The 20,350-nt window shown below is 45.1% G+C and carries 18 protein-coding genes; 4 read left to right on the top strand and 14 right to left on the bottom strand.

Annotated features, from left to right (window positions below; genetic code table 11):
• Window positions 1-111: 111 nt before the first annotated feature.
• The 6 genes from KO531_RS14755 to KO531_RS14730 form a co-directional block, all read right to left on the bottom strand.
• Window positions 112-942 (bottom strand): alpha/beta hydrolase, encoded by an 831-nt coding sequence (locus KO531_RS14755; RefSeq protein ID WP_028760061.1) that lies wholly within the window; start codon window positions 940-942, stop codon window positions 112-114.
• A gap of 112 nt (window positions 943-1,054) precedes the next feature.
• Window positions 1,055-1,768 (bottom strand): M15 family metallopeptidase, encoded by a 714-nt coding sequence (locus KO531_RS14750; RefSeq protein WP_219251552.1) that lies wholly within the window; start codon window positions 1,766-1,768, stop codon window positions 1,055-1,057.
• Complete coding sequence (gene dapE / locus KO531_RS14745; RefSeq protein WP_219251605.1) at window positions 1,762-2,901, bottom strand: succinyl-diaminopimelate desuccinylase; 1,140 nt, start codon at window positions 2,899-2,901, stop codon at window positions 1,762-1,764. The genes KO531_RS14750 and dapE overlap by 7 nt, the downstream gene beginning before the upstream one ends.
• Complete coding sequence (locus KO531_RS14740; protein ID WP_219251551.1) at window positions 2,901-3,245, bottom strand: ArsC family reductase; 345 nt, start codon at window positions 3,243-3,245, stop codon at window positions 2,901-2,903. Before KO531_RS14740 ends, dapE begins: the two co-directional genes overlap by 1 nt.
• A gap of 605 nt (window positions 3,246-3,850) precedes the next feature.
• Window positions 3,851-4,936: a porin gene (locus KO531_RS14735; RefSeq protein WP_219251550.1), complete on the bottom strand. Its 1,086-nt coding sequence runs from the start codon at window positions 4,934-4,936 to the stop codon at window positions 3,851-3,853.
• Window positions 4,937-4,997: 61 nt separating this feature from the next.
• On the bottom strand, window positions 4,998-6,866 hold the full coding sequence (locus KO531_RS14730) for a methyl-accepting chemotaxis protein (RefSeq protein WP_219251549.1): 1,869 nt from the start codon (window positions 6,864-6,866) through the stop codon (window positions 4,998-5,000).
• A gap of 304 nt (window positions 6,867-7,170) precedes the next feature.
• Here KO531_RS14730 and KO531_RS14725 point away from each other — a divergent pair, with 304 nt between their 5' ends.
• Complete coding sequence (locus tag KO531_RS14725) at window positions 7,171-8,541, top strand: MFS transporter (RefSeq protein WP_219251548.1); 1,371 nt, start codon at window positions 7,171-7,173, stop codon at window positions 8,539-8,541.
• Window positions 8,542-8,762: 221 nt separating this feature from the next.
• Here KO531_RS14725 and crr read toward each other — a convergent pair whose 3' ends face one another.
• From crr to KO531_RS14700, 5 genes are all read right to left on the bottom strand, one after another.
• Window positions 8,763-9,272 carry a PTS glucose transporter subunit IIA gene (gene crr, locus KO531_RS14720; protein WP_006081821.1) on the bottom strand — a complete coding sequence of 170 codons (510 nt, stop codon included), beginning with the start codon at window positions 9,270-9,272 and terminating at the stop codon, window positions 8,763-8,765.
• A gap of 71 nt (window positions 9,273-9,343) precedes the next feature.
• Window positions 9,344-11,047, bottom strand: a complete 1,704-nt coding sequence (gene ptsP / locus KO531_RS14715) for a phosphoenolpyruvate--protein phosphotransferase (RefSeq protein WP_113939609.1) — start codon at window positions 11,045-11,047, stop codon at window positions 9,344-9,346.
• Between the two features lie 178 nt (window positions 11,048-11,225).
• The gene (locus KO531_RS14710; RefSeq protein ID WP_028760055.1) at window positions 11,226-11,483 is read right to left on the bottom strand and encodes an HPr family phosphocarrier protein; all 258 of its coding nucleotides are present in this window, start codon (window positions 11,481-11,483) and stop codon (window positions 11,226-11,228) included.
• 28 nt (window positions 11,484-11,511) lie between these two features.
• A complete protein-coding gene (locus tag KO531_RS14705; protein WP_219251547.1) occupies window positions 11,512-11,907 on the bottom strand; it encodes an ACT domain-containing protein in 396 nt (131 codons plus the stop codon).
• Between the two features lie 208 nt (window positions 11,908-12,115).
• Window positions 12,116-13,753, bottom strand: coding sequence for a methyl-accepting chemotaxis protein (locus KO531_RS14700; RefSeq protein WP_028760053.1), 1,638 nt, complete (start codon window positions 13,751-13,753; stop codon window positions 12,116-12,118).
• A 357-nt stretch (window positions 13,754-14,110) separates the two neighbouring features.
• Here KO531_RS14700 and KO531_RS14695 point away from each other — a divergent pair, with 357 nt between their 5' ends.
• Together KO531_RS14695 and KO531_RS14690 are read left to right on the top strand one after the other, a co-directional pair.
• Window positions 14,111-14,839, top strand: a complete 729-nt coding sequence (locus KO531_RS14695; RefSeq protein WP_028760052.1) for a DUF3334 family protein — start codon at window positions 14,111-14,113, stop codon at window positions 14,837-14,839.
• 104 nt (window positions 14,840-14,943) lie between these two features.
• Window positions 14,944-15,990, top strand: coding sequence for a LacI family DNA-binding transcriptional regulator (locus KO531_RS14690; protein WP_113939612.1), 1,047 nt, complete (start codon window positions 14,944-14,946; stop codon window positions 15,988-15,990).
• Between the two features lie 117 nt (window positions 15,991-16,107).
• On the opposite strand, the gene KO531_RS14685 is transcribed toward KO531_RS14690, so the two are convergent.
• On the bottom strand, window positions 16,108-16,734 hold the full coding sequence (locus KO531_RS14685; RefSeq protein ID WP_173245102.1) for a 3'-5' exonuclease: 627 nt from the start codon (window positions 16,732-16,734) through the stop codon (window positions 16,108-16,110).
• A gap of 219 nt (window positions 16,735-16,953) precedes the next feature.
• Here KO531_RS14685 and KO531_RS14680 point away from each other — a divergent pair, with 219 nt between their 5' ends.
• A complete protein-coding gene (locus KO531_RS14680; protein WP_173245099.1) occupies window positions 16,954-18,111 on the top strand; it encodes a cupin domain-containing protein in 1,158 nt (385 codons plus the stop codon).
• 476 nt (window positions 18,112-18,587) lie between these two features.
• Here KO531_RS14680 and KO531_RS22435 read toward each other — a convergent pair whose 3' ends face one another.
• Together KO531_RS22435 and KO531_RS14675 are read right to left on the bottom strand one after the other, a co-directional pair.
• Complete coding sequence (locus KO531_RS22435) at window positions 18,588-18,791, bottom strand: DUF4113 domain-containing protein (protein ID WP_346345250.1); 204 nt, start codon at window positions 18,789-18,791, stop codon at window positions 18,588-18,590.
• A complete protein-coding gene (locus tag KO531_RS14675) occupies window positions 18,766-19,614 on the bottom strand; it encodes a hypothetical protein (protein ID WP_251068970.1) in 849 nt (282 codons plus the stop codon). Before KO531_RS14675 ends, KO531_RS22435 begins: the two co-directional genes overlap by 26 nt.
• Between the last annotated feature and the right edge of the window lie 736 nt (window positions 19,615-20,350).

Here is a 20,350-nt window from a genome sequence, read left to right as displayed (position 1 = left end):
GTATGGGTGAGCAATATTGATATAAGCATATCTTAGTAACATGTGCTAAGTAGAAATACTCATCTTCAAGATGCGAGTTTTCGCACCTTGAAGCGTAGATTTAGCGATTGATTAATAATGTTTAGCCAGAAAATCGGCTAAATGTTGGTTAATAAATTCCGCTTGTTCGAGAGTTGATATGTGTCCTGCCGCAGGAATATGCACAAGTTGGCTGCCGTCAATGGCATCACTCATCAGGTAACTTTCCAATACGCTGCGGGCCTTATCTTCCACGCCAGCCATGATGAGGCAGGGTAGCGTCAATTGCTCGGCGTATTCCATGGTATCGCGACGACCAAAAATCATTCGTCCAAGTTTAACTATCGTGGGGATTTGCTCCGCTGTGATACTGGCAAGTGACTGTTCAAAGCCCGTAACTAGTTCGGGAGTGTTATTTGCGGCATCATTGGCGAAGAATAAAGGTGAAATCGCACTGATCAGCGGCGCAGGGATCGCCTTAGCGGCGGTAATCATATCCAGCATGCCATCATATTTCGCACGGGTGACTTCGGGTTCGAAGCCGATAAAACTGTTGAGCATAACGAGGGTTTTAACTCTTGTTGGTGCTTTCAGTACCAATTCTGCGCCCCACATAGCACCGACAGATTGTCCGACAACACTAAAGTGAGTTATCTCAAGAGCATCCATTAGCTCAAGCATTTGATCGGCAATATCGAGTAGCGTTTTGCAGTTATTGGGCAGTAAATCTGACTGACCATGGCCCCAAAGTTCAGGCACTATGCAGCGATACTGGGCGCTTAAGGTGGCAATTTGAGGCGCCCACATAGCGCTATCCCATAAATAACTGTGCCCAAACAACAATACAGGGCCTGAGCCGACATCAAGATAACTTAATTTTCGATCGGCAATAACAAGCTGCTGACGGTGTGAAGAAAAATCCATAAAACCTACTTTATCAAATATATCATTGTGTTAAACCGCATTTTGGCGCCAATTTTGACGATATAGCGCTATGCTTAACCTGTGTTGACTGATCTTGGCGAGTATTTCGTGATTAGGGCTGAGCGATACGCAGCACGTATTCATCTATTAGATTGTCTAATCGGGCGAGCACTGCACCTTTTAGCAACATATCACTGTTTTCTAACAGGATTGCCAGTTCGGCACGATCGAATTGTGGCAACAATAACTGTGCTACAGGGAAATAGCTGATGTGCCAAGGCTCAGGACTTACCGCACTTTGTCCCTGCTGAAACGGGAAGTAAAAGCCAAAATCATGGGCATTTTCTACCAGCCAAGCATGCAATTTAGCGCAGGGACCATCCTGAATATATTCAGCTTCAACAAGGCGCAGGGCTTTGACATCAATTTGAGCCGCATCGAACACATCGAGATCGGTACCCCAATGGTGGCGTGAAGCGCCGGGCAACGCCGACCAGAGCAAAATCAAGTCAACTATGGCATCGTCACTTAAGCCCTGAATATTGACCGGTAACTCATTGGCATCCAATACCGCGCGTTTACCGCTAGCCTTGGCATTCCAAATTGCCAGTTGCCGTTCAAAGGGACGATGAGCCGAGCAAATCGCGAGTTTTATGCCCGCATCTTCAGCTTTTGCCGCCATAGACTTAAAGGCGATAGCTGTGTTCTCCTCTAACCCAAAGCTATGATAACCAAGGTGATACGGGCTTAAATAATCCACCAATTCAGGGGAGCTTAAGCCGTAAAGCTTTGCGGTTTCGGGACGGATCTTCAGATGTGCTAACACAGTAATTGTTCCAAAATGACTTCATAACACAGAGCTAACTGCTCAAGGTCATCCACTTTAACGCATTCATTCACTTTATGAATGGTGGCGTTGACAGGGCCAAGCTCTAACACTTTGGCGCCCGTTGGCGCGATAAAGCGACCGTCTGATGTGCCGCCTGTGGTTTGCGGATCGGTTTCATAACCTGTGACTTGGCGGATCGCGATACGGGTAGCATCTAATAGCGGACCATCACCGGTTAAAAATGGTAGGCCATTGAAAATCCAGCTGATATCGTAATCTAGCTCATAGGCTTTCAATAGTGTTTCAACTCGCTCAATCAAGATTTCGGCGGTCACTTCGGTGGAGTAACGGAAGTTAAACATCACTTCCAGTGCGCCAGGGATCACATTTGATGCACCCGTGCCGCCATTAATATTGGCAATTTGGAAGCTGGTGGGGGGGAAAAACTCATTGCCATTATCCCAGTGCATTTGACTCAGCTCGGCTAAAAAAGGCGCGGCTCTGTGGATTGGATTATCGGCAAGGTGTGGATAGGCCACGTGGCCTTGAATGCCTTTCACGGTTAAGTTGCCGGTTAAACTGCCGCGGCGACCATTTTTGACCACATCACCCAGCTTTAGGGTTGATGAGGGTTCGCCGACTAATGCCCAGGTGATCTTCTCGTTGCGCGCTTCTAAGGTATCAATGACTCGCGTCGTGCCGTTGATGAACGGACCTTCTTCATCACTGGTGATCAAAAAGGCGATAGAGCCATGATGATCGGGATGTTTAGCCACAAAGCGTTCGGTGGCAACGATCATAGCCGCCAGTGAGCCTTTCATGTCCGCTGCGCCGCGGCCATATAAGTAGCCATCAATGATGGTGGGCACAAAAGGTGGCGTGTGCCAGCGGCTCACATCACCCGTTGGCACAACGTCTGTGTGACCCGCAAAACAAAAAACGGGGCCTTCACTGCCACGGCGAGCCCACATATTGGTGGTGTCTTCAAATACCATAGGTTCGATATTAAAACCGATGGCGCTGAGTCTTTCAGCCATTAAGGTTTGGCAGCCTTCATCAAGCGGTGTCACCGAAGGGCGGGCGATCAGCGTTTTTGTTAGTTCTGTAACGGGATAATTGTCGGCAAGCATCATACTGAGAATACTCTTTTATAGGCGGCTTCATCAAAACCAATCAGCACTTGTTCACCGACGACTAAGACGGGGCGTTTGATCAGTGTCGGTTGCGCCAGCATAAGTTGAATGGCTTTGGCTTGATCGATATCGGTTTTATCTGCGTCACTGAGTGCACGAAAGCTCGTGCTGCGCTTATTGAATACGGTTTCCCAGCCAGCGGTGTGACACCATAATTCGAGGTCTTCTTGACGTAGGCCGTCATCTCTAAAATCATGAAAATGAACTGGAAGTTGATGATTCTCAATCCATTTGCGTGCTTTACGCACTGTATCGCAATTCTTAATTCCGTAGAGGGTCAAAATGATGCTCCAGTGTGGATGGACGCTTGGCTTGCAAGCATTGATTTTGCTGGCATTGTGGCATTGTGCGTCGCATGTCACAAGTGGGATGTGTTGCTGAGATAGTGTGAGCATAAAAATGTCAGTGTATCCGTCTTTACATGCCTGCTGTTGTGGGCTAGCAAGCATTATCTGAGCATGGTGGAAGTCTCTTGGTTTGTATGAAAAACAGGCTAAAGGCATAAGCGTCGCTTAAGTTTTCCGCTCTAATGTCTAATAGTGTAATTGTTGTTATTAGTCGAGGGAAATCATCATTAATATCGCCAATGTGGGTCAATCATCTGCGAGCATGCAGTCATCATCGATACAAGCTCAACAGAAACAGACCACTATCTCGCCTCAGAAAGTAGAGGAAATGAATGAGTCATCCCAAGAGCGTGTGAAAGAGGCGGGCGTCGACACTTTTGCCTAAAGTTGAAATAATGATATTTACTATTTAAACCTCTAATTGTTGCGCTTCATATTGCAGTCAAGATTGCACTTAAGGGCGATAATTAGAGCGGCAGTCAATTGTTAAATGTTTCTAACCCTATATATTTCGCTAGTTTAAATAAAACGAATCTTAATTAGAACTCCCAATTTAAATCAAAATCATAGCGAATGCCTAAGGCGATAATAGTGTCATCTTCGCGTTGATCATTATTTTGTTGTAAGTATTCTAAATGTGTACGGACATTTGCCGCAATTTGCCATTCTAAGGTGAGGTTATAGCCATCATAATCCTGACTGCTAGTATCTTCTATCCCATCTTTAAACCAAAAATACCCTAATTTTAGCTTATAGGCGTTAGCAAAAGGGATAGCCAGTGCACTGTCAAAAGTACTACCAGTGCGGTTGATTGCAGTTTCAAACTCGTAATCTTTAGCCTGATAGCCAACAGCAGCATATATACCAGAGCTAAATTCATATGAGATAACCGCGCCTGTCAGTTGTTCTTTTCCAGTTCTATTCGCGTTGGCATAGACATCTTGTTGTAAATATGCGGCGCCTAAGTGTAATCCATTCTTGTCAAAACCGGCTCCGACATTAATAGTATCAGCGCCGCTGCCACCAGAGTTGCCATCAAAAATTGCAGAGGCCATTACAGTAACGGGTTTGAGTTTCAGTTCGTATATCAAAGCATTATTAACAAAGAATGGACTCTCTTGGTTGTAACTAAACGGGCTGTTCGCATTGTTAAAAATATCAATGTACTCAGCGACTAAAGTGTATTGCACTGGCCGTTGACGTCCAAAGGTTATCTGACCAAAGGGAGAGCCTATTCCGGCGAATGCGAGGCGCGCCTCACCGAATCGACCATTATCATCGAGGCGAATCTTCCATTCTCCTTGGGCAATAGCATGCCAATTTGGGGCAAACTCGGTATCAGCTTTGACCCCTAAACGAGAGAGGGCATCACCTATATCCCATACATCGTCTGCTTTGTCTTGGTATTCTAAGGTTGGACGCAGCGAGCCGTAGAGAGAAAAGTGACTATTGCGTAAGGAGGATTGCATTGATGAACTGGTTTGTGCAGCTTTCGCTTGTTGCTCCAATTCCTTCACTCTTTGCTCTAGTTGCTGCAGTCGATCTGACTCTTCCGTTTCTTGGGCATTAGCCTGTAGCGGTATTTGAAGAATAGTGCCTAGTACGAACAATGCGATTCTGCTCATGATGAGTACCTTTATTAAGATTTCCACCGTAAGTCATGGACGAATCCATGACTTACTATACCTAAACAATGAATTTATTAAGGATGGTATCTTGCTCTTTGATGTGCTGAGTTTGCGTATGCATAGCCGTATTTGCATGAATCACAGTGTCTGATACTTGGACAGATAAATCTTTAATTCTAATGGTATTATTATTAATTTCTTCGGCAACTAAACTTTGTTCTTCGGCTGCAGAAGCAATCTGTAGATTCATATCGCTGATCTGCAATATTGCTTCACGAATTTTGTCTAACGCGGTATTCGCACCTTGGGCGAGTGTGACCGCATCTTTTGCATTATCTTTACTTTGACTCATGACCTCTGCAACAGCCCTTGCTCCTGTTTGGAGTTGCTCTATCATGGTACGGATTTGAGTTGTAGATTGTTGAGTCCTTTGGGCGAGGGTTCTGACTTCATCTGCGACCACAGCAAAACCACGACCAGAATCACCAGCTCTTGCTGCCTCAATGGCTGCGTTTAAGGCTAATAAATTCGTTTGATCTGCAATGTCATTAATGACTTTCAATATAGTGGCAATGTTGTCTGTTGCTGACCCTAAGGTGTTTACTTCAGCGACAGCCATATCGATTTTTGATGACAGAGCGTTAATAGCATTTGTGGTATCACTGACGACTTTGGAACCCACATTTGTCGCTTCATCAGCCTCTTTTGCGGCGGATGAAGCCCCTTGAGCATTACGGGCCACGTCTGAAGACGTGGTGGCCATTTCGTGCATCGCAGTTGCAAGTTGTTCTAGTTCATGGAGTTGCGAGTTCATGGCATCAGTAGATTGCTGTAATTCTAACGATGTCATTTCTGAGCTTTTGTGTATGAGTTGCCCAATTGACTTAGATTGAATGATCAGTTGCTGTAGATTTGCAGTGAAGGTGTTGAATCCTATTGCCAATGCTGAAAATTCAGTGTCTGTTTTAGTATTTAAACGTTGAGTCAAATCACCCTCGCCGGAGGCAACATCTTGAATAGCATCATTTAAGGTTTGTAATGGGCGCATTAAACGGATAATCAAAAATAGTAGTACTGTGATACTGATGATTAAGGCAATAACGGAATAGATAATAGAACTATTGCGTAGGTTTGTGACTGCAGCATAGGCTATATCTTCATCTAAGATAACGCCGACATACCAGTCCTCTCCTGAAACTCGAGAGAAATCTAAGGTATAATTTTTACCATCTATGCTGACTTTTTGTGGCTTCTCCGTCACTTCAACATCTGGTAAATAGTCGCTCATTGGCGCGCCATTTCGTTTTGACTCTGGGTGCGCGATTGTCGTGCCATCTCCTGAAATAATAAAGACATACCCTGCATTAAAGAGCTTAACCTCATTGACGAGTTTGGCTAGACCTACGAGGCTGACATCGTAGAAAATAGCCCCAATGAACTCGCCATTATCTTTTACTGGTGTTGCAATTGAGACGAGAATTTCGCCAGATGCTGAGTCAGGATAGGGCGCAGTGATAATCAGCTTATCGGATTTTTTTGCATCTATGTACCAAGGACGAATTCGTGGGTTCCATCCGGCGCCAGGGTCCCAACTAGGATTGTTATTTATGTTGCTACCATCTTTTTCGTAGCCGAATCCGACAAGTATGAAGGTGTTTTTAACAACTGGACGAGTAATCACAGAAGTAATATGTGTGGGGCTGAGATCTTGCTCCAATAGACTTGTCGTGTAAGCGGCCATTTGTTTACGGGATTCAATTTCCGACGAAACAGTATTTCTAACCCCATCGACAATTTCGGTAACACTGGCTTCAACCTGTGACTTCATTTCATTTTGAATTGAAGAGTATTGTTTGGATGTTAACAGCGTTACTGTGACTAAAAGTAATATAGAGGATGCAGCTACAATCTTATGACTAAATTTCATTGTTTTTCCTCTTGAATATCAAAAAGCTTTCTTAGAGGTATAGTCATCATTTCATTCTAAAACAAGTCGTCATATTTATTTTTAAGTTTTTGTGATCAACAAGTGTTTATGGTCCCATTTTAGGTTGCAAATTTTGTCGAATTATTACCCATGCCGTTGCTGTATTACTGGATGAGTTATCCCTTGGTTACTCCGTATCTCCCTTTACACTTGTTTAACTTAAGCGGTCTGTTATATATTATTTTCTTATTAAAATCAGTTTGATATCTGGCGTTGACTCTAGCGCGACTTTTAAAGGATTAAAATGCACAGCGATGTTTCATTGCAGCGATTTAAGCAATTTCCGCGCTTGATGTGGATATTTTTGTTTGGGTCTTTTATCACCCGTGGCAGTTATTACATGGTGTGGCCATTCTTAGCCGTTATTTTATATGAGAAATTTGCGCTAAGTGCCACTGAGGTCGGCATGGTCTTGTCCAGCGCCGCGATTATTTCGGTATTTACGAGCTTTGTTGGTAGCTCATTGTCCGACAGAATCGGTCGTCATAAGCTGATGTACCTGACGGGCATCCTCTATATCATCTCGTTTTCGTTATTGGCTGAAGCCAATTCTGTCGAGGGGTATGTGGTCGTGATGACTCTGTGCTCTATGGCCACTTCACTGTGGCGACCGCTGACATCCGCCGCTATTGGCGACATTATTGCCGATCCTAAGACACGCGAATTGGCGATGCAGTCGCTGTATTTTATCGTCAACGTTGGCTGCGCCGTTGGCCCTATGCTGGGGGTATGGCTTGGTCTTACGGGCAAGCAATCCAGTTTCTACCTTACTGCAGTGGCCTTTGCCGTATTGTTGGCCTTGTTATATTGGGGATTTAACCATCAAACCCGTCAGGAACCTGCTATGGCGGCTGGCGCCTTATCGAGTGACAATTTAAGTGGCGATACGAGTGGCAGTGAAAGTGACTTTGTAAATGACATGACAAGTGATGGTGTTAATCGTGGTGTGAATAGCTTATCGACTGATGTAGAGGCAAGCACGAAAAAAGCGGCAGTCGTGAGCCGTAAGCAAATTATCGCCATTCTATTGCAAGATAAATTGCTGCAATGTTTAATTTTTGCCAATATTTTGTGTATGTTCATTTATGCCCAAATGGACAGTTCGTTGATCCAATATCTTACTCGCGCAGGTGCGCCTGATTTGCTGACGTTAATTTCTGGCATGATTTTCACCAATGCTATGGTGATTATCTCCACCCAATTTTTGCTATTGAAACTCATGGCCCGTTTTCCGCTCGTCAAACGGATTCAAATCGGATTGCTATTACTGATCGGCTCACAAATCTGGCTGGCATTTAATCCGCTGGATCTATTTTGGGGCTGGATAGGTGCGATTGTGGTGATGAGCGTCGCCGAGACTATTTTGTTCCCCACTATGAATGTGCATATCGACCGCTTAGCCCCAGATCATCTTCGCGGCGCCTACTTTGGGGCTGCTTCATTCTATGACTTAGGATTTGCGCTCGCACCCCTTGGAGGTGGCATCATATTGGATCATTTTGGCGGTCAGTGGTTGTTTTTGACAGGCGCTTTACTCTCGGTATTGGTGATTTATCTGTACAGTATTTTAGATAAATTGCCGCGCCCCGATTTTGCCATGTTTAAAGCAGATTAATGTACTAGAGTCATGTAGCCGTTATTCACAAGGAACGTGATGCTTAGCGTGAGAACGGCCGAAATAGATTCTCTTAAGCCTGTGTATCGGTGCAGCTTGGCGAATTCAAATATCGTGTATAGGCTTGGTTTTCAAAAACTTAAAAGGCTGGCTCATGATGGTGAGTCAGCCTTTTATTATTCAGAAAACAATCGATAAATGATTTATTCGAAATGGTTAAATTAGAGCTGTACCGTAAAGATCACGTCTTTGCCTGCGGTGACACTGCCTTGGGCTTTGTCGAGGTATTTGACATCTTCCATGTTCGCCAAAACGACAGGAGTGAGTAGGCTGTCGACTTGGTCTTTTAGATAATCAATATCGAATGACAGGATCGGATCGCCGACTTTCACTTCTTGACCTTCCTGGGCCAAACGTTTAAACCCTTTGCCTCTCAGCTCGACTGTACCTACACCAAAGTGAACAAATAGCTCTAAACCTTGGGGAGACTCAATACTGAACGCATGATTTGTCTCAAAAATTTTACCTATAGTGCCGTCGATAGGCGCCAGAATTAATTCGCCTTTGGGGGCGATAGCGATGCCATCACCGACAATCTTTTCAGCAAAAACCACGTCGGGGACTTTTTCAATGGCGACGATATCCCCGGAAACGGGGGCATATACCATGATACCGCCAGCTAATTGAGTCTGGCCCGATACCAAGCGCCTTATTCGGCTTAAAAATCCCATAATCTAGAGCCTCTTTTGCTTGTTTTTGTCATTGTTTTTGTTCTGTAATGCAGCATAACGAATAAATGTCTCTATTTATAGCTTGTTATACACTGCTGTAAGCTTGCAATTCTATCTTGTTGTAATGCTGTGTGCGCTAATGCCGAAAATTGTGTGATGCTGCCTTGGCAAATGGCCGCTTTCACTTCTAAGAGTGAGCTTAAGTTAACACTGAGTTCGTCCAACCCCATGCCGATTAACAGTGGCGCAATTTGTGGTGAACTGGCGAGTTCACCGCACAGAGAAACTTTAACATTAGCGGCCTTAGCTTGGGTTATTGTCATGTTAATTAAGGCTAAAATGGCAGGCGAAAGGGACGGATAGTCACGGGTAAGCTGCGGGTTTGTCCTATCGGCTGCCATTGCATATTGGGTCAAATCGTTGGTGCCAATGCTGACAAAATCGAGTCTTGGCAGCATAGCGTTGAGGTTGAATACCGCAGCAGGGGTTTCGACAACGATACCGTAGCTAAGTTCGCCATAGCCTTTCTCTTCTTCTTCCAAGGCATCTTGGCACTGGGCAATAAGTGCAAACACTTCGTCCAATTCTTCGACTTGATTGACCATAGGGAACATCAAACGGATCGGGCCATGGTTGGCGGCACGCAAAATTGCCCTCAATTGGGTTTTAAATAATTCTGGGTGCGCCAAGGTGTAGCGAATGCCGCGAAGACCCAAGGCAGGATTATCTTCAATTTCTTGGCATAAACAGGGGAGTTCTTTGTCTGCACCTATATCTAAGGTGCGGATGGTAAAGGTTTTACCGCCTAGAGCGTGCAATGCATCACAATATAAGCTGTATTGGGCTTTTTCATCGGGCAGGGTGGCGACGTTCATCAACATAAATTCGGTGCGAAACAAACCTATTCCATCGGCGCCGACATCGCTGACATGGGTGATGTCGTTGAGATTACCCACGTTTGCCATGAGTCCCACAGTATGACCGTCTTGGGTTTGCGCTGGGACATCCTTGTAAGTTTGAAGTGCTGCGCGTCTTGCTTGTTCATGGTGAAAGGTGACTGTGAGTCTTGCCTGTTGGTCTGGATTGGGATTGACACAAAGTTCACCCGCGAGCGCATCGAGCACTAAGGGCGTACCGTTGGGAATAGAGTCTGCGTCGAACTGACAACTTAAGATGGCTGGAATGCCGGCTGCTCTGGCTAAAATGGCCGTATGGCTCGTTAAACCGCCCGTTTTCAGTACAATACCGCAAAGGTTTTCCCGCGGCAGTAAGGCAAATTCGGCGGGGGTCAAATCCTGCGCTAATAAGATAGTGGGCCTATCGAGTTTTTCGAGCCCTTGAGCTAAATGGCCGTTTATCGCCGCAACGACTCTTTGGCCTAAACAGCGCACATCTTGGGCTCTATTGGCTAAATAGGGATCATCTAAGGATTGTAACTCATTGGCCTGATGGGCAAAAATACGTTCCACCGCCACACTTGCCGACAATTGTAAGGTGCGAATGGCATCGTTCACTTGCTCGATTAATTCATCGTCTTCTAATAACAATAAGTCGGCTTCGATCAACTGATAATTTTCGGAGTCACTATCGAGTGCAGCTTGGCTGTGGGTCAGTTGTGCCTGTAGTTCTTGCAAGGCTTTGGCAAATTTACCCTGTTGTTGAGGGATTTTAGACAGGGGAATAGGGCGATAATCGAGGTGATGTTCGGTGTGGAGCAGGTGAAGTGCCTGTCCAAAGGCAATTCCCGATGACACTATAATCCCCGTTATTGACATATCCCTTCCTAAATTAACCACTGAACTGAGTGTCCGTTAGCGATAGCGAGTCTAGTTGAGTGACGCTAAGCTTGTAAAGCGTTTGTATGTAAAGCATTAGCATGTCAAGACGGTCAAGATGAGTTTTTTTCGTGTCGGTTAAACCTGCAGATAAACGCATTTTAGCGTAAGAAAAGGCCTAGCTTAGGGTAATGAGCAGCTCAGAGACTTTCTCAACCGCGGCCTGAGCCTGTTCACCTTCGGCAAACACTCTTACCGTGACGCCAGAATATAAGCCTAAGGTTTGTAGCTTAAACAGACTCTTAGCACTGGCTTGCTTACCATTACACTCGACCATGACATCACAGTCAAAGGTTTTGGCTTCTTTAACCAGTAAGGCTGCTGGACGGGTGTGAATGCCATGTTTGGCGGTAATGGTGACTGTTTTTTCGTACATAGTAGATGAACTCATATTTAAAGGGGTATTACATTTCGTCTTTCGATTCTATGATGTGATAGCCCTGTTTTTTCAAGGCGGCGACGGCACTTTTGAGGCGATTATTTTTTACTAAAATGTAATCGGTATCAAAGGTCGAAATCGCAAAAATACTGATTTGTTCGTCCGCTAAGGTGCCAGACACTTTAGATAAAATGCCTGTCATCGAAAATCCCAGTGGCCCGAGTACTTCAAAGCAACACCAGCCCGGTTCTTGCTCTAGGCTGTCGAGTTCCATTTCACTGGAAACGACTAAAGATAAACCTTCTTGGGTCTTACCAATGAAATACATGTCCTGTGCAAAAACCTCACTGGGCAATACGGCATTCGGGCTAAAGCTATGAATTGTGTACTGTTCAGGGTGAACGGCTAAGGTCATTCGCATGGCAGTGTCTCGGTTGGATTTTTAAGGCTAAAGCATACCGCATATCAAACGTTAGCGTGACAGAGAATTTGTGGTTAATGGGATTTTGTCGTTGAAATTCATTATTGGTGAGATAGCGGTTAACAAGCGTTACCAGCAGGTTTACCCAAAGAAAAGGGCGCCCTATGGCGCCCCAATCGACAAGTCATGCCGTTCTCATACACTTTAGTTAGATCTTAAACTGGCCTAAGGTGCGGGACATGTCTTGGCTAATGTCTTGCAGTGACTGAGCTGCATGGCTATTACTTTCGTTAGCTTTTACTGAGACTTCGGTTAATTCCGAAATATTACAAATATTTCGATTAATTTCTTCGGTCACCAGTGATTGCTCTTCAGTGGCGCTGGCTAATTGTGTGTTCATGTCACTGATATGGGCAATCAATTGCAGAATCGCCGCCATGGCTTTACCCGCTTCGTGGGCTTGAGCCTGCAGCTCATCGGATTGCAGTTGAGTTTGATTGTTGCTCTTCATCACTGAGCCTACACCGGATTGGATCTCGCTAATGATTTTTTGGATCTCATTGGTCGAGTCTTGGGTGCGAGTAGCAAGGGCGCGGACTTCATCGGCAACCACGGCAAAACCACGGCCGTGGGTCCCTGCTCGAGCAGCTTCAATGGCGGCATTGAGGGCGAGCAAGTTGGTCTGCTCGGCAATGCTGCGGATCACATCGAGAATGCTACCGATTTGCTGTGAGGCGACGCCCAGCTTTTGGGTGATGACTTCAGAGGCTTTTAATTCTGCCACCAGTTTTTCTGTATTGCTGACGGTGTTGTCGATCACGACTTGGCTTTGCTGCGCTTGTTCTTTTACGCTGTTCGCCGCATCGGCCGCTTGCTGGGTGTTGCTCGCCATTTCATGGGTGGTCGACAGCATTTGATTGACGGCTGTGGCGACGCTGCCTGTTTCTCTGTGGATATGTTCAGCACTCTGATTGGACTCTTCAACTGCAATCAAAAGCTGTTTTGCATCTTTATCTAATGCTTGGCCTAAAGGTTGTAAATGGCCGACCATGTCGCCAATTTTTTGGGCGAACATGTTGAAGGCGCGGGCGAGATGGGCAATCTCATCTTTACCTTGAGCATTAATGCGCTGACTTAAGTCGCCTTCGCCTTGGGCAATATCTTCAAGGGCATCAATAGCATCATTTAATGGTGAGGTGATGGAATGGTTAAGCACAAGGAAGAAGGCAAAAATCGGCACTGAAATCAAAAACATGATAATCAGATAGTCGATAATGACTGACTTTAAGCTCGCTTTGACATCGCTGAGATAGGCGCCAGTGATGACTGTCCAGCCCCATTGCGGGTAGTAACGGGCTTCAGCAAGCTTGTCTTCTATTGCGCGGGTCATAGGATCGGCGATAGGGTATTCGAGGGTTGTTTTCGATTTAGCACGCGCTAATGGCAGCATAGTGGCTAAGGGGTTTGTGCCATTAGGTAACTTGAAGGTTAATGCTGAGGTGCCAATAAGATTTGCGCTATCCCCGTGGGCGAGGATTTGATTATTATCATCAATAACAATGAAGTAGCCTGAACCTGAATAGCGAGTTTGATTGATTAAATCCGCGGCGATTTGTTTAGCTTCTGCTTCGCTAAACTTACCTTTGAGCGCATCCTGACGGTGCACATCTATCACACTTAACATGCTGGCGAGCTGACCGTCTATCTGCAACCATTTCTGCTCAATTAAATTGCTGTACTGCTCTTTAATTGAAAAACTGGCAAAACACACAGTCCCTATCGCGGCCATAAGGAGCATCATCATTAAGCGTTGCAAAATGGTAAACCGGCGCAAAAACGTGATCATTTGGATTCCTTAAGGACTTATTATTGTGCATCAATATACCTGCGAATCAATCTCAATTGAATCGTCTGTGACATAAATTAAGTAAAAGCCGTTATAAAATATGAGTTTCTTTGATCTAAAGCAGGGAATAGTGATAGGGAACTTTAATCTGTTGCATTATGGGGCATGTTCTTATTAAGTTAGGCCGTTTTATAAGTCGCTTTATGTTGAAGGTTTTATCTGATCTATTAAATATCAATAAGTTAGCATTATGTTAATTTTGCCATCTTGCTATATTAGGCTAATCAATTGTTTTAATTTTGATTTTTTACGCTTTTACGCGCAAGATTAATTCATTATTCAGTTTGAGAATCGATTATGACCACAAATACTATCGTAACGTCGGATGATATTTTACTGAAGTTATGCCACTCAGTCGCCCACGTCCTTTCTAGCACCAGTGCCAGCAATGTTACCCATGCGGGTATGGTACAAAGTATTGCGCGTACTCGTCTTAAACCTGATCTCGGTTGTTTCTCGATTTTTGATGGTGGTTTTTCAGGGCTGGTTGTGATCAACTTTTCAGCTTCGGCGGCGATTGAAATCTACCGTCGCTACATGCTGAACATGGGCATGCCTGAGTCTGAGCTCGCGTTTTCGCATACGTCAGATGAAGTGAGTAATGTGATGGGCGAACTGATGAACCAAATCTTAGGGGATTTTATTAATAAAATTTCAAAAGAATTGCAAACGTCAATCAGCCAAAGCCAGCCAAAAATGTTGACGATTAATAAAGAGCTAACCATATCAATCGACGCTAACTTAGACGATGCGGTTGCCCGTAGAGTGTCGTTTAGAACTGAAAATAACCATATTTTTTACCTCGAGTTTGCCATGGACAAAACCGAATTCATTCGCTTAGATGAATTTGTCTACGATGAAGAATTCGATCCCGATAGTCTGTTAGAGCAGCACAGTTCGATTGGGGGAAATAACGACTCAAATTCGAATGTTTCGCCTTGGGTTAAGATGGCCGATAAACCCGCCATTGCGACTCGTGCCATTGATAATGAAGCCGATGATTTGCTCGATCAGCTCGGCATTTAAGCAGAGTCTCTAATGTAAGACGGATGTTAACGCATTCGTCTATACAAGTGGGTGGAACTGTTTTAGTATCGACGCAAAATAATAACTAAGGTTAAATCCTCTTTATGGCATCGAAAGCAACCTCGATTGATATTGCTTATCGTGCTGGCGTATCCCAGTCAACGGTTTCCCGTGCCCTTAGAAACAGCCCGTTAGTCAATTTAGAAACTCGCCAACGTATTCAAACCATTGCCAAGGAGCTGAATTATAAGGTCGATAAAAATGCCAGTAATCTTCGCACCCAAAATAGCCATACCTTAGCGCTGTTATTGTGTGAAGACCCCACCAACGATGACTCGTTAATCAATCCTTTTTTCCTGTCTATGCTTGGCTCCATTACCCGAGCAACGGCGCAGCAAGGTTATGATTTATTGGTTTCGTTTCAGCAATTGTCCAGCGACTGGCACGCCGATTATGAAGACAGTAATAAAGCTGACGGCATTATTCTGCTTGGTTACGGTGACTACATGGACTACGAGCAAAAGCTGGAGCGATTGCTCGCGCAGAATACTCACTTTGTGATCTGGGGTGCTGAGCATAACAATAAGTCAGTACTTTCCATTGGTTGTGATAATCATCAAGGTGGCTTGATTGCCACAGAGCACTTGATTTCCCTTGGTCGTAAAGCTTTTGCCTTTTTAGGCGATGCCTCGAGCCACAGTCCTGAGTTTAGGGACAGATATTTAGGCCATGTGAAGGCGCTGCAAATGGCGAATATTGCTGTCGATCGCACTAAGCAAGTGTCGGCAATTAGCACTGAAAGTGCTGGTTACGATGCGGCTATGGCATTGATGGCCAAAGGCGCACAGTTTGATGCTATTTTTGCTGCTAGCGATCTGATTGCCATTGGTGCTATTCGTGCGCTGAAAGAGAAGGGCATTTCAGTCCCAGAACAAGTTGCAGTGGTGGGATATGATGATATTCCTGTGGCGAGTTTTGCCAATCCGCCATTAACGACCATTAAGCAGAATACCCAATTAGCCGGTGAAATCTTAGTCGACAGTGTACTCAAACTTATCCGCGGACAAGAGGTGAGTGCGCAGCTTATTCCGACAACCTTAGTGGTTCGCAGTTCCTGCGGCATTGATAGCGCGCCGCTTAAGCCGTTATAGATGGGCCGTTATTACTAGGAGCTTGCTGTTTTTTGCTGGCAAGTCGTTGAGCACTTAATTTGCTTATTGAAACATCGCCGATAATCCTTGGATTTATCGGCTTTTTGCTTTTTGAGTTCACTTGTCTGAGTATTGGCGTAAAAACTTCGGCACATCTGCTTTGGTTTTCTTGGCGATTTTTTGTAGTAACTCGAAGGTGGGAGCATTGAGACCGAACTCTTGCTGAAGGTCTGCCAGCATTGCCAGCCACAAATGGCCAGTCATTTCGGCATCGGCTAAGGCGCGGTGAAAGGTGCCATCGCTTGGTAACTGTTTATAGCGCACTAAAGTACCTAATTGATGATTCGGTGCCGCTTGATATAAACGTCTTGCCACCAGCAAGGAGCAACCAAATTGCCCTCGATAGCGATGGCGAATTTGGCCAAATTCCGCGTCTAAAAAGCGCTGATCAAATGCCGCATTGTGGGCGACTAAGTTATGATCGGCGATAAAGTCGGCAAAACGCGCCATCACTTCATTGCAGGGCGCTGCATCCCTGAGCATTTGATTGCTGATCCCTGTGTAGTCCTCAATAAAACGACTTATTCTAAATCCTGGGTTCATCAACTCTGAAAATCTTTGGGTGATCACGCCGTTTTCAATTAGCACAGCTCCGATTTCAATCGCGCGGTCCCCTTGATTAGGCGATAGCCCTGTGGTTTCAAAGTCGAGCACGACCAAAGTGTTAGCAGCAGATGTAGGCATAGATCTTATGTGGACTCTATAAATGATGTGTCAGCATTGCCGTCTTTGACAGTACAACGCTTTTAGATAAGCCGATTGTAATTCAATACGTTAGTAAATTCACTATCACATTGACGCTGATAAAAGACTTAATGCTTTGTTGATCCGGTCGAGCTTTCTTGGTTTCGCTTCCTGTTAGCATTTACCTCTATGAATAACAGTTTGGTTTGTGAGCGACCCATGCAACTCGATATTAATGGCTTAACACCCGCGCAATTTTTAGCAGAATATTGGCAGAAAAAACCTTTGGTTATCCGCCAAGGATTCAAACATTTTCAAGATTTAATCTCGCCCGAAGAGTTAGCTGGGTTAGCCATGGATGAGCTGGTGGAATCTCGGCGAGTGTACCAACAGGCTGGGCAATGGCAGGCTGAATTTGGCCCTTTTGATTCCTACGATCATCTCGGTGAACGGGATTGGACTTTGATCGTGCAAGCCTTGAACAACTGGGTGCCCGATGCAGAAGCCCTGATCCAATGTTTTGATTTTATTCCGCGATGGCGTTTAGATGATGTGATGGTGAGTTTTGCCACTCCTGGCGGTGGCGTAGGACCGCATATCGATCTGTATGATGTGTTTATTTGCCAAGGCTCGGGACGTCGCCGCTGGCGCGTAGGCGATCTGGGACCGCACAAAGAGTTTGCCGCGCATCCCGCTTTGCTGCACACAGAAGCTTTTGAACCGATTATCGATACTGAGTTATTGCCCGGCGACATCCTTTATATTCCCCCAGGATTCCCCCATGACGGCATAACCTTAGAACAGTCTTTAAGTTTTTCAGTAGGTTATCGCACTGCTTCCGCCAAAGATATGGTAAGTGCTTTGGCTGATCATCTGTCTGAGCAAGATTTAGGCGCACAGCAGATTGAAGATCCAGACCGCGAGCTGACAACGCGCAGTGGTTGTGTCGATAATCGCGATTTAGCGCGGTTACGTACGCAACTGACTAATATGTTAACCGATGAACTGGTGAGCGAGTTTTCGGGCCGCTATTTAACTCAGTCAAAGTGCGCTCTCGATTTACCCGATGAGCCATTGGACATCACGCAAGATGAAGTGCTCGCTTGGCTCGATGAGCAGCCGCTTATTCGCCTCGGCGGACTGCGTTGTTTGTATTTTGATATCAATGTGGGACAAGGCGTTGTGTATATTAATGGTGATAAGTATCTGCTTTCAGCCGAATTGGCCGAGGTGATCCCACTACTATGTGATAGCAATCAGTTAGATAAAACCGCCTTAGCCCCCTGGTTAGCCGATGCCGACTTGCTTAAGCAGCTTACTGAGTGGGTGAACCTCGGTTACTGGTACTTTGAAGACCTGAGTGATGAAGAGTGTTAAGGCTGAGATAATATGCAAAGCATGATGGATGTTGATACCATTTTAGCGCTAACGCCGATGGATTTTAGTGTTAAGTCGGTTTTGCAATCGTTGGATTATAGTGTTGGATGCATTCTAGTGTTAGTTGAGATTTAAAACAGAATGATGTTGAAAGCCGCATCTATGTTTAGGGCAAGCTCATGCTTGCCCTTGCTTATCTTTTTAAGATCGCGAAGGCTTTGCAAGTTTGCGTTATTGCCTTAGTCGTCTCTCTACGGCGTTCATTGCCTTGTCATTTTTAATGTTAAACATTGGTTTTTAAAATTATTTTACCAAGCGAGATGAGTTTTGCTGGCACAGTCTTAGTGAGATGAGTTTAGGCCGATAAGCCTATTCTGATTAATGTCGTCAGGAGTGGAGCGAGCTTCAATGAATAACCAATGGCTAGAGTATTAAATGCGATTCGCAGATGGTCATTTAGCCACTGGAGCTGCTGATTATGTCACTATGGGCAATTGTGCCCATTGGGTGGTGTAACGAGGGGAAAGCTGTTCACGTTTTATCCCCCAAGTTGGGTCAATACCTTGTCCTGCAAACCAAATTTTTCCGCGGCCGCTGTGGTTCACTTTATCGAGTAATTGCATCAGCTCTTTGCTTTTAGGCCTAGGCGTGACGTCATCGAATAATCCGAGCTGAAACACGCCTGCACCAAAAAAAATCCCCTAACATGACACCGGCCTTTGCATAGGCATGACCTTCTCGCCAAATACGTTGCAGTAGGCTTTGGCCAAGGGTGACAAAATCCCGCGTATCATTGCTGGGGCGAACTAAACTGTCCGACAGCGATTTGCTGTACTGGGGAGTCGCATCGCTAAAAGGGCTAGTACGCACAAATACCGACATCGCTTTAGCGTATTGGCGCTCGGAGCGCAGTTTTTCACAGGCCCTAAAAGTGTATTCATTGATTGCCTGTTGCATCGCTTCTAAATTATCAATACGACTACCAAAGGAGCGGGAGCTGATAATTTGTTGCTTAGTGGCGGCGACCTCTTGTATGTCATCACAGGCAATGCCGTTAAGTTCGCGTACCGTGCGCTCAACGGTGATCGAAAAGGTATCGCGGATAAGTTTGGGATGCGCATCCGCCAATTGCAGCGCGGTATTTATGCCCATGATGTTCAAGCGTTTCGTAAGCCTACGGCCTATTCCCCAGACTTCCTCGACAGGGATAAGCGCCATGAGTTGTCGTTGGCGTTCTCGGTCGCGCAAATCAACCACGCCCCGGGTTGCTGGATAACGCTTAGCAGCATAGTTTGCCAGTTTGGCGAGGGTCTTTGTCGGCCCAATGCCAACGCAAACACTGATCCCTGTCCATTGCGGTATTCGCTGATAAATATCTAATGCAAGCTGATGAATATCGGTGCATTTATCGATGCGTGATAGATCTAAAAACGCTTCATCAATACTATACACTTCTACTTTCGGCACCATTTGCTCTAAGGTGGTCATCACTCTGTTTGACATGTCTGCATAGCGCTCATACAGTTGGCTAATAATTCCTGCTAAAAATAGACGAGTAAGTGATCATCCTTTCTGCTACATAGGTTGCTGGCGTCTAACACCTGAAAAATCACCAAGCTCAATTTGCTGTCTATTTTTTAGTAGGGATTCATCCATATGTCTAATTTTGAAATCAATTTGATCGCTAAGGAATTAATAATTTGAATACCGAGGAAGACTGACAGACAAATTGCCTAGGGACAATCTTCACTCGACACAAACAGGTTCAAGTGACTCAGTAATCACATGTCATCTGCCTGTTGCTTCCTAGCTCACTTTGGGACAAAACCTTGCTAGATTTTTTACTCTAATTCATTGGTTTCGGATTAATATTTGTAAGGCAATTATTGAACGTTAGTATTAAACCCGATGAAAAAGCCATCCTAAAGCGAATGCTCTTCTAAAACTCGCAGCAGACTGAGCAGCTCAAAGCAGTAGAAGTGATCACCCATAAACAGCAGAAGCGATCAATTGTGTCAGTGCCATCAGTTGGTGGCGCTGCCCCAAACTGCGGCCCCTGCTGGCAAAGGCTGCACACTTCTACTGGTCAAATTGCTTAGTTTCAGGTAAGAAAAAGCCCCAATAAAATCTGTCTCTTCTACACAAATCCCTCAGTTTGCCCCGGGGGATTTTTTTGAACCATTTTCAATTACCCTGATCTGATCCTGACCTTTTGTTTCAGATACCACATACCATGTTT

It is taken from the genome of Shewanella sp. NKUCC06_TVS (genome assembly GCF_019345515.1).
GTDB classification, from domain to species: domain Bacteria; phylum Pseudomonadota; class Gammaproteobacteria; order Enterobacterales; family Shewanellaceae; genus Shewanella; species Shewanella oncorhynchi.
The sequence above is the reverse complement of the archived record's forward strand: the minus strand, read 5'-3'. Positions and strand labels throughout refer to the sequence as shown.

Bases quoted from the DNA above. Each gene is read 5' to 3' on its own strand.
- KO531_RS14755 (WP_028760061.1), bottom strand. From the start codon at position 942: ATGGATTTTTCTTCACACCGTCAGCAGCTTGTTATTGCCGATCGAAAA.
- KO531_RS14725 (WP_219251548.1), top strand. From the start codon at position 7,171: ATGCACAGCGATGTTTCATTGCAGCGATTTAAGCAATTTCCGCGCTTG.
- ptsP (WP_113939609.1), bottom strand. From the start codon at position 11,047: ATGTCAATAACGGGGATTATAGTGTCATCGGGAATTGCCTTTGGACAG.
- KO531_RS14705 (WP_219251547.1), bottom strand. From the start codon at position 11,907: ATGCGAATGACCTTAGCCGTTCACCCTGAACAGTACACAATTCATAGC.
- KO531_RS14710 (WP_028760055.1), bottom strand. From the start codon at position 11,483: ATGTACGAAAAAACAGTCACCATTACCGCCAAACATGGCATTCACACC.
- crr (WP_006081821.1), bottom strand. From the start codon at position 9,272: ATGGGATTTTTAAGCCGAATAAGGCGCTTGGTATCGGGCCAGACTCAA.
- KO531_RS14690 (WP_113939612.1), top strand. From the start codon at position 14,944: ATGGCATCGAAAGCAACCTCGATTGATATTGCTTATCGTGCTGGCGTA.
- KO531_RS14700 (WP_028760053.1), bottom strand. From the start codon at position 13,753: ATGATCACGTTTTTGCGCCGGTTTACCATTTTGCAACGCTTAATGATG.
- dapE (WP_219251605.1), bottom strand. From the start codon at position 2,901: ATGCTTGCCGACAATTATCCCGTTACAGAACTAACAAAAACGCTGATC.
- KO531_RS14685 (WP_173245102.1), bottom strand. From the start codon at position 16,734: ATGCCTACATCTGCTGCTAACACTTTGGTCGTGCTCGACTTTGAAACC.
- KO531_RS14675 (WP_251068970.1), bottom strand. From the start codon at position 19,614: ATGTCAAACAGAGTGATGACCACCTTAGAGCAAATGGTGCCGAAAGTA.
- KO531_RS14735 (WP_219251550.1), bottom strand. From the start codon at position 4,936: ATGAGCAGAATCGCATTGTTCGTACTAGGCACTATTCTTCAAATACCG.
- KO531_RS14695 (WP_028760052.1), top strand. From the start codon at position 14,111: ATGACCACAAATACTATCGTAACGTCGGATGATATTTTACTGAAGTTA.
- KO531_RS14730 (WP_219251549.1), bottom strand. From the start codon at position 6,866: ATGAAATTTAGTCATAAGATTGTAGCTGCATCCTCTATATTACTTTTA.
- KO531_RS14680 (WP_173245099.1), top strand. From the start codon at position 16,954: ATGCAACTCGATATTAATGGCTTAACACCCGCGCAATTTTTAGCAGAA.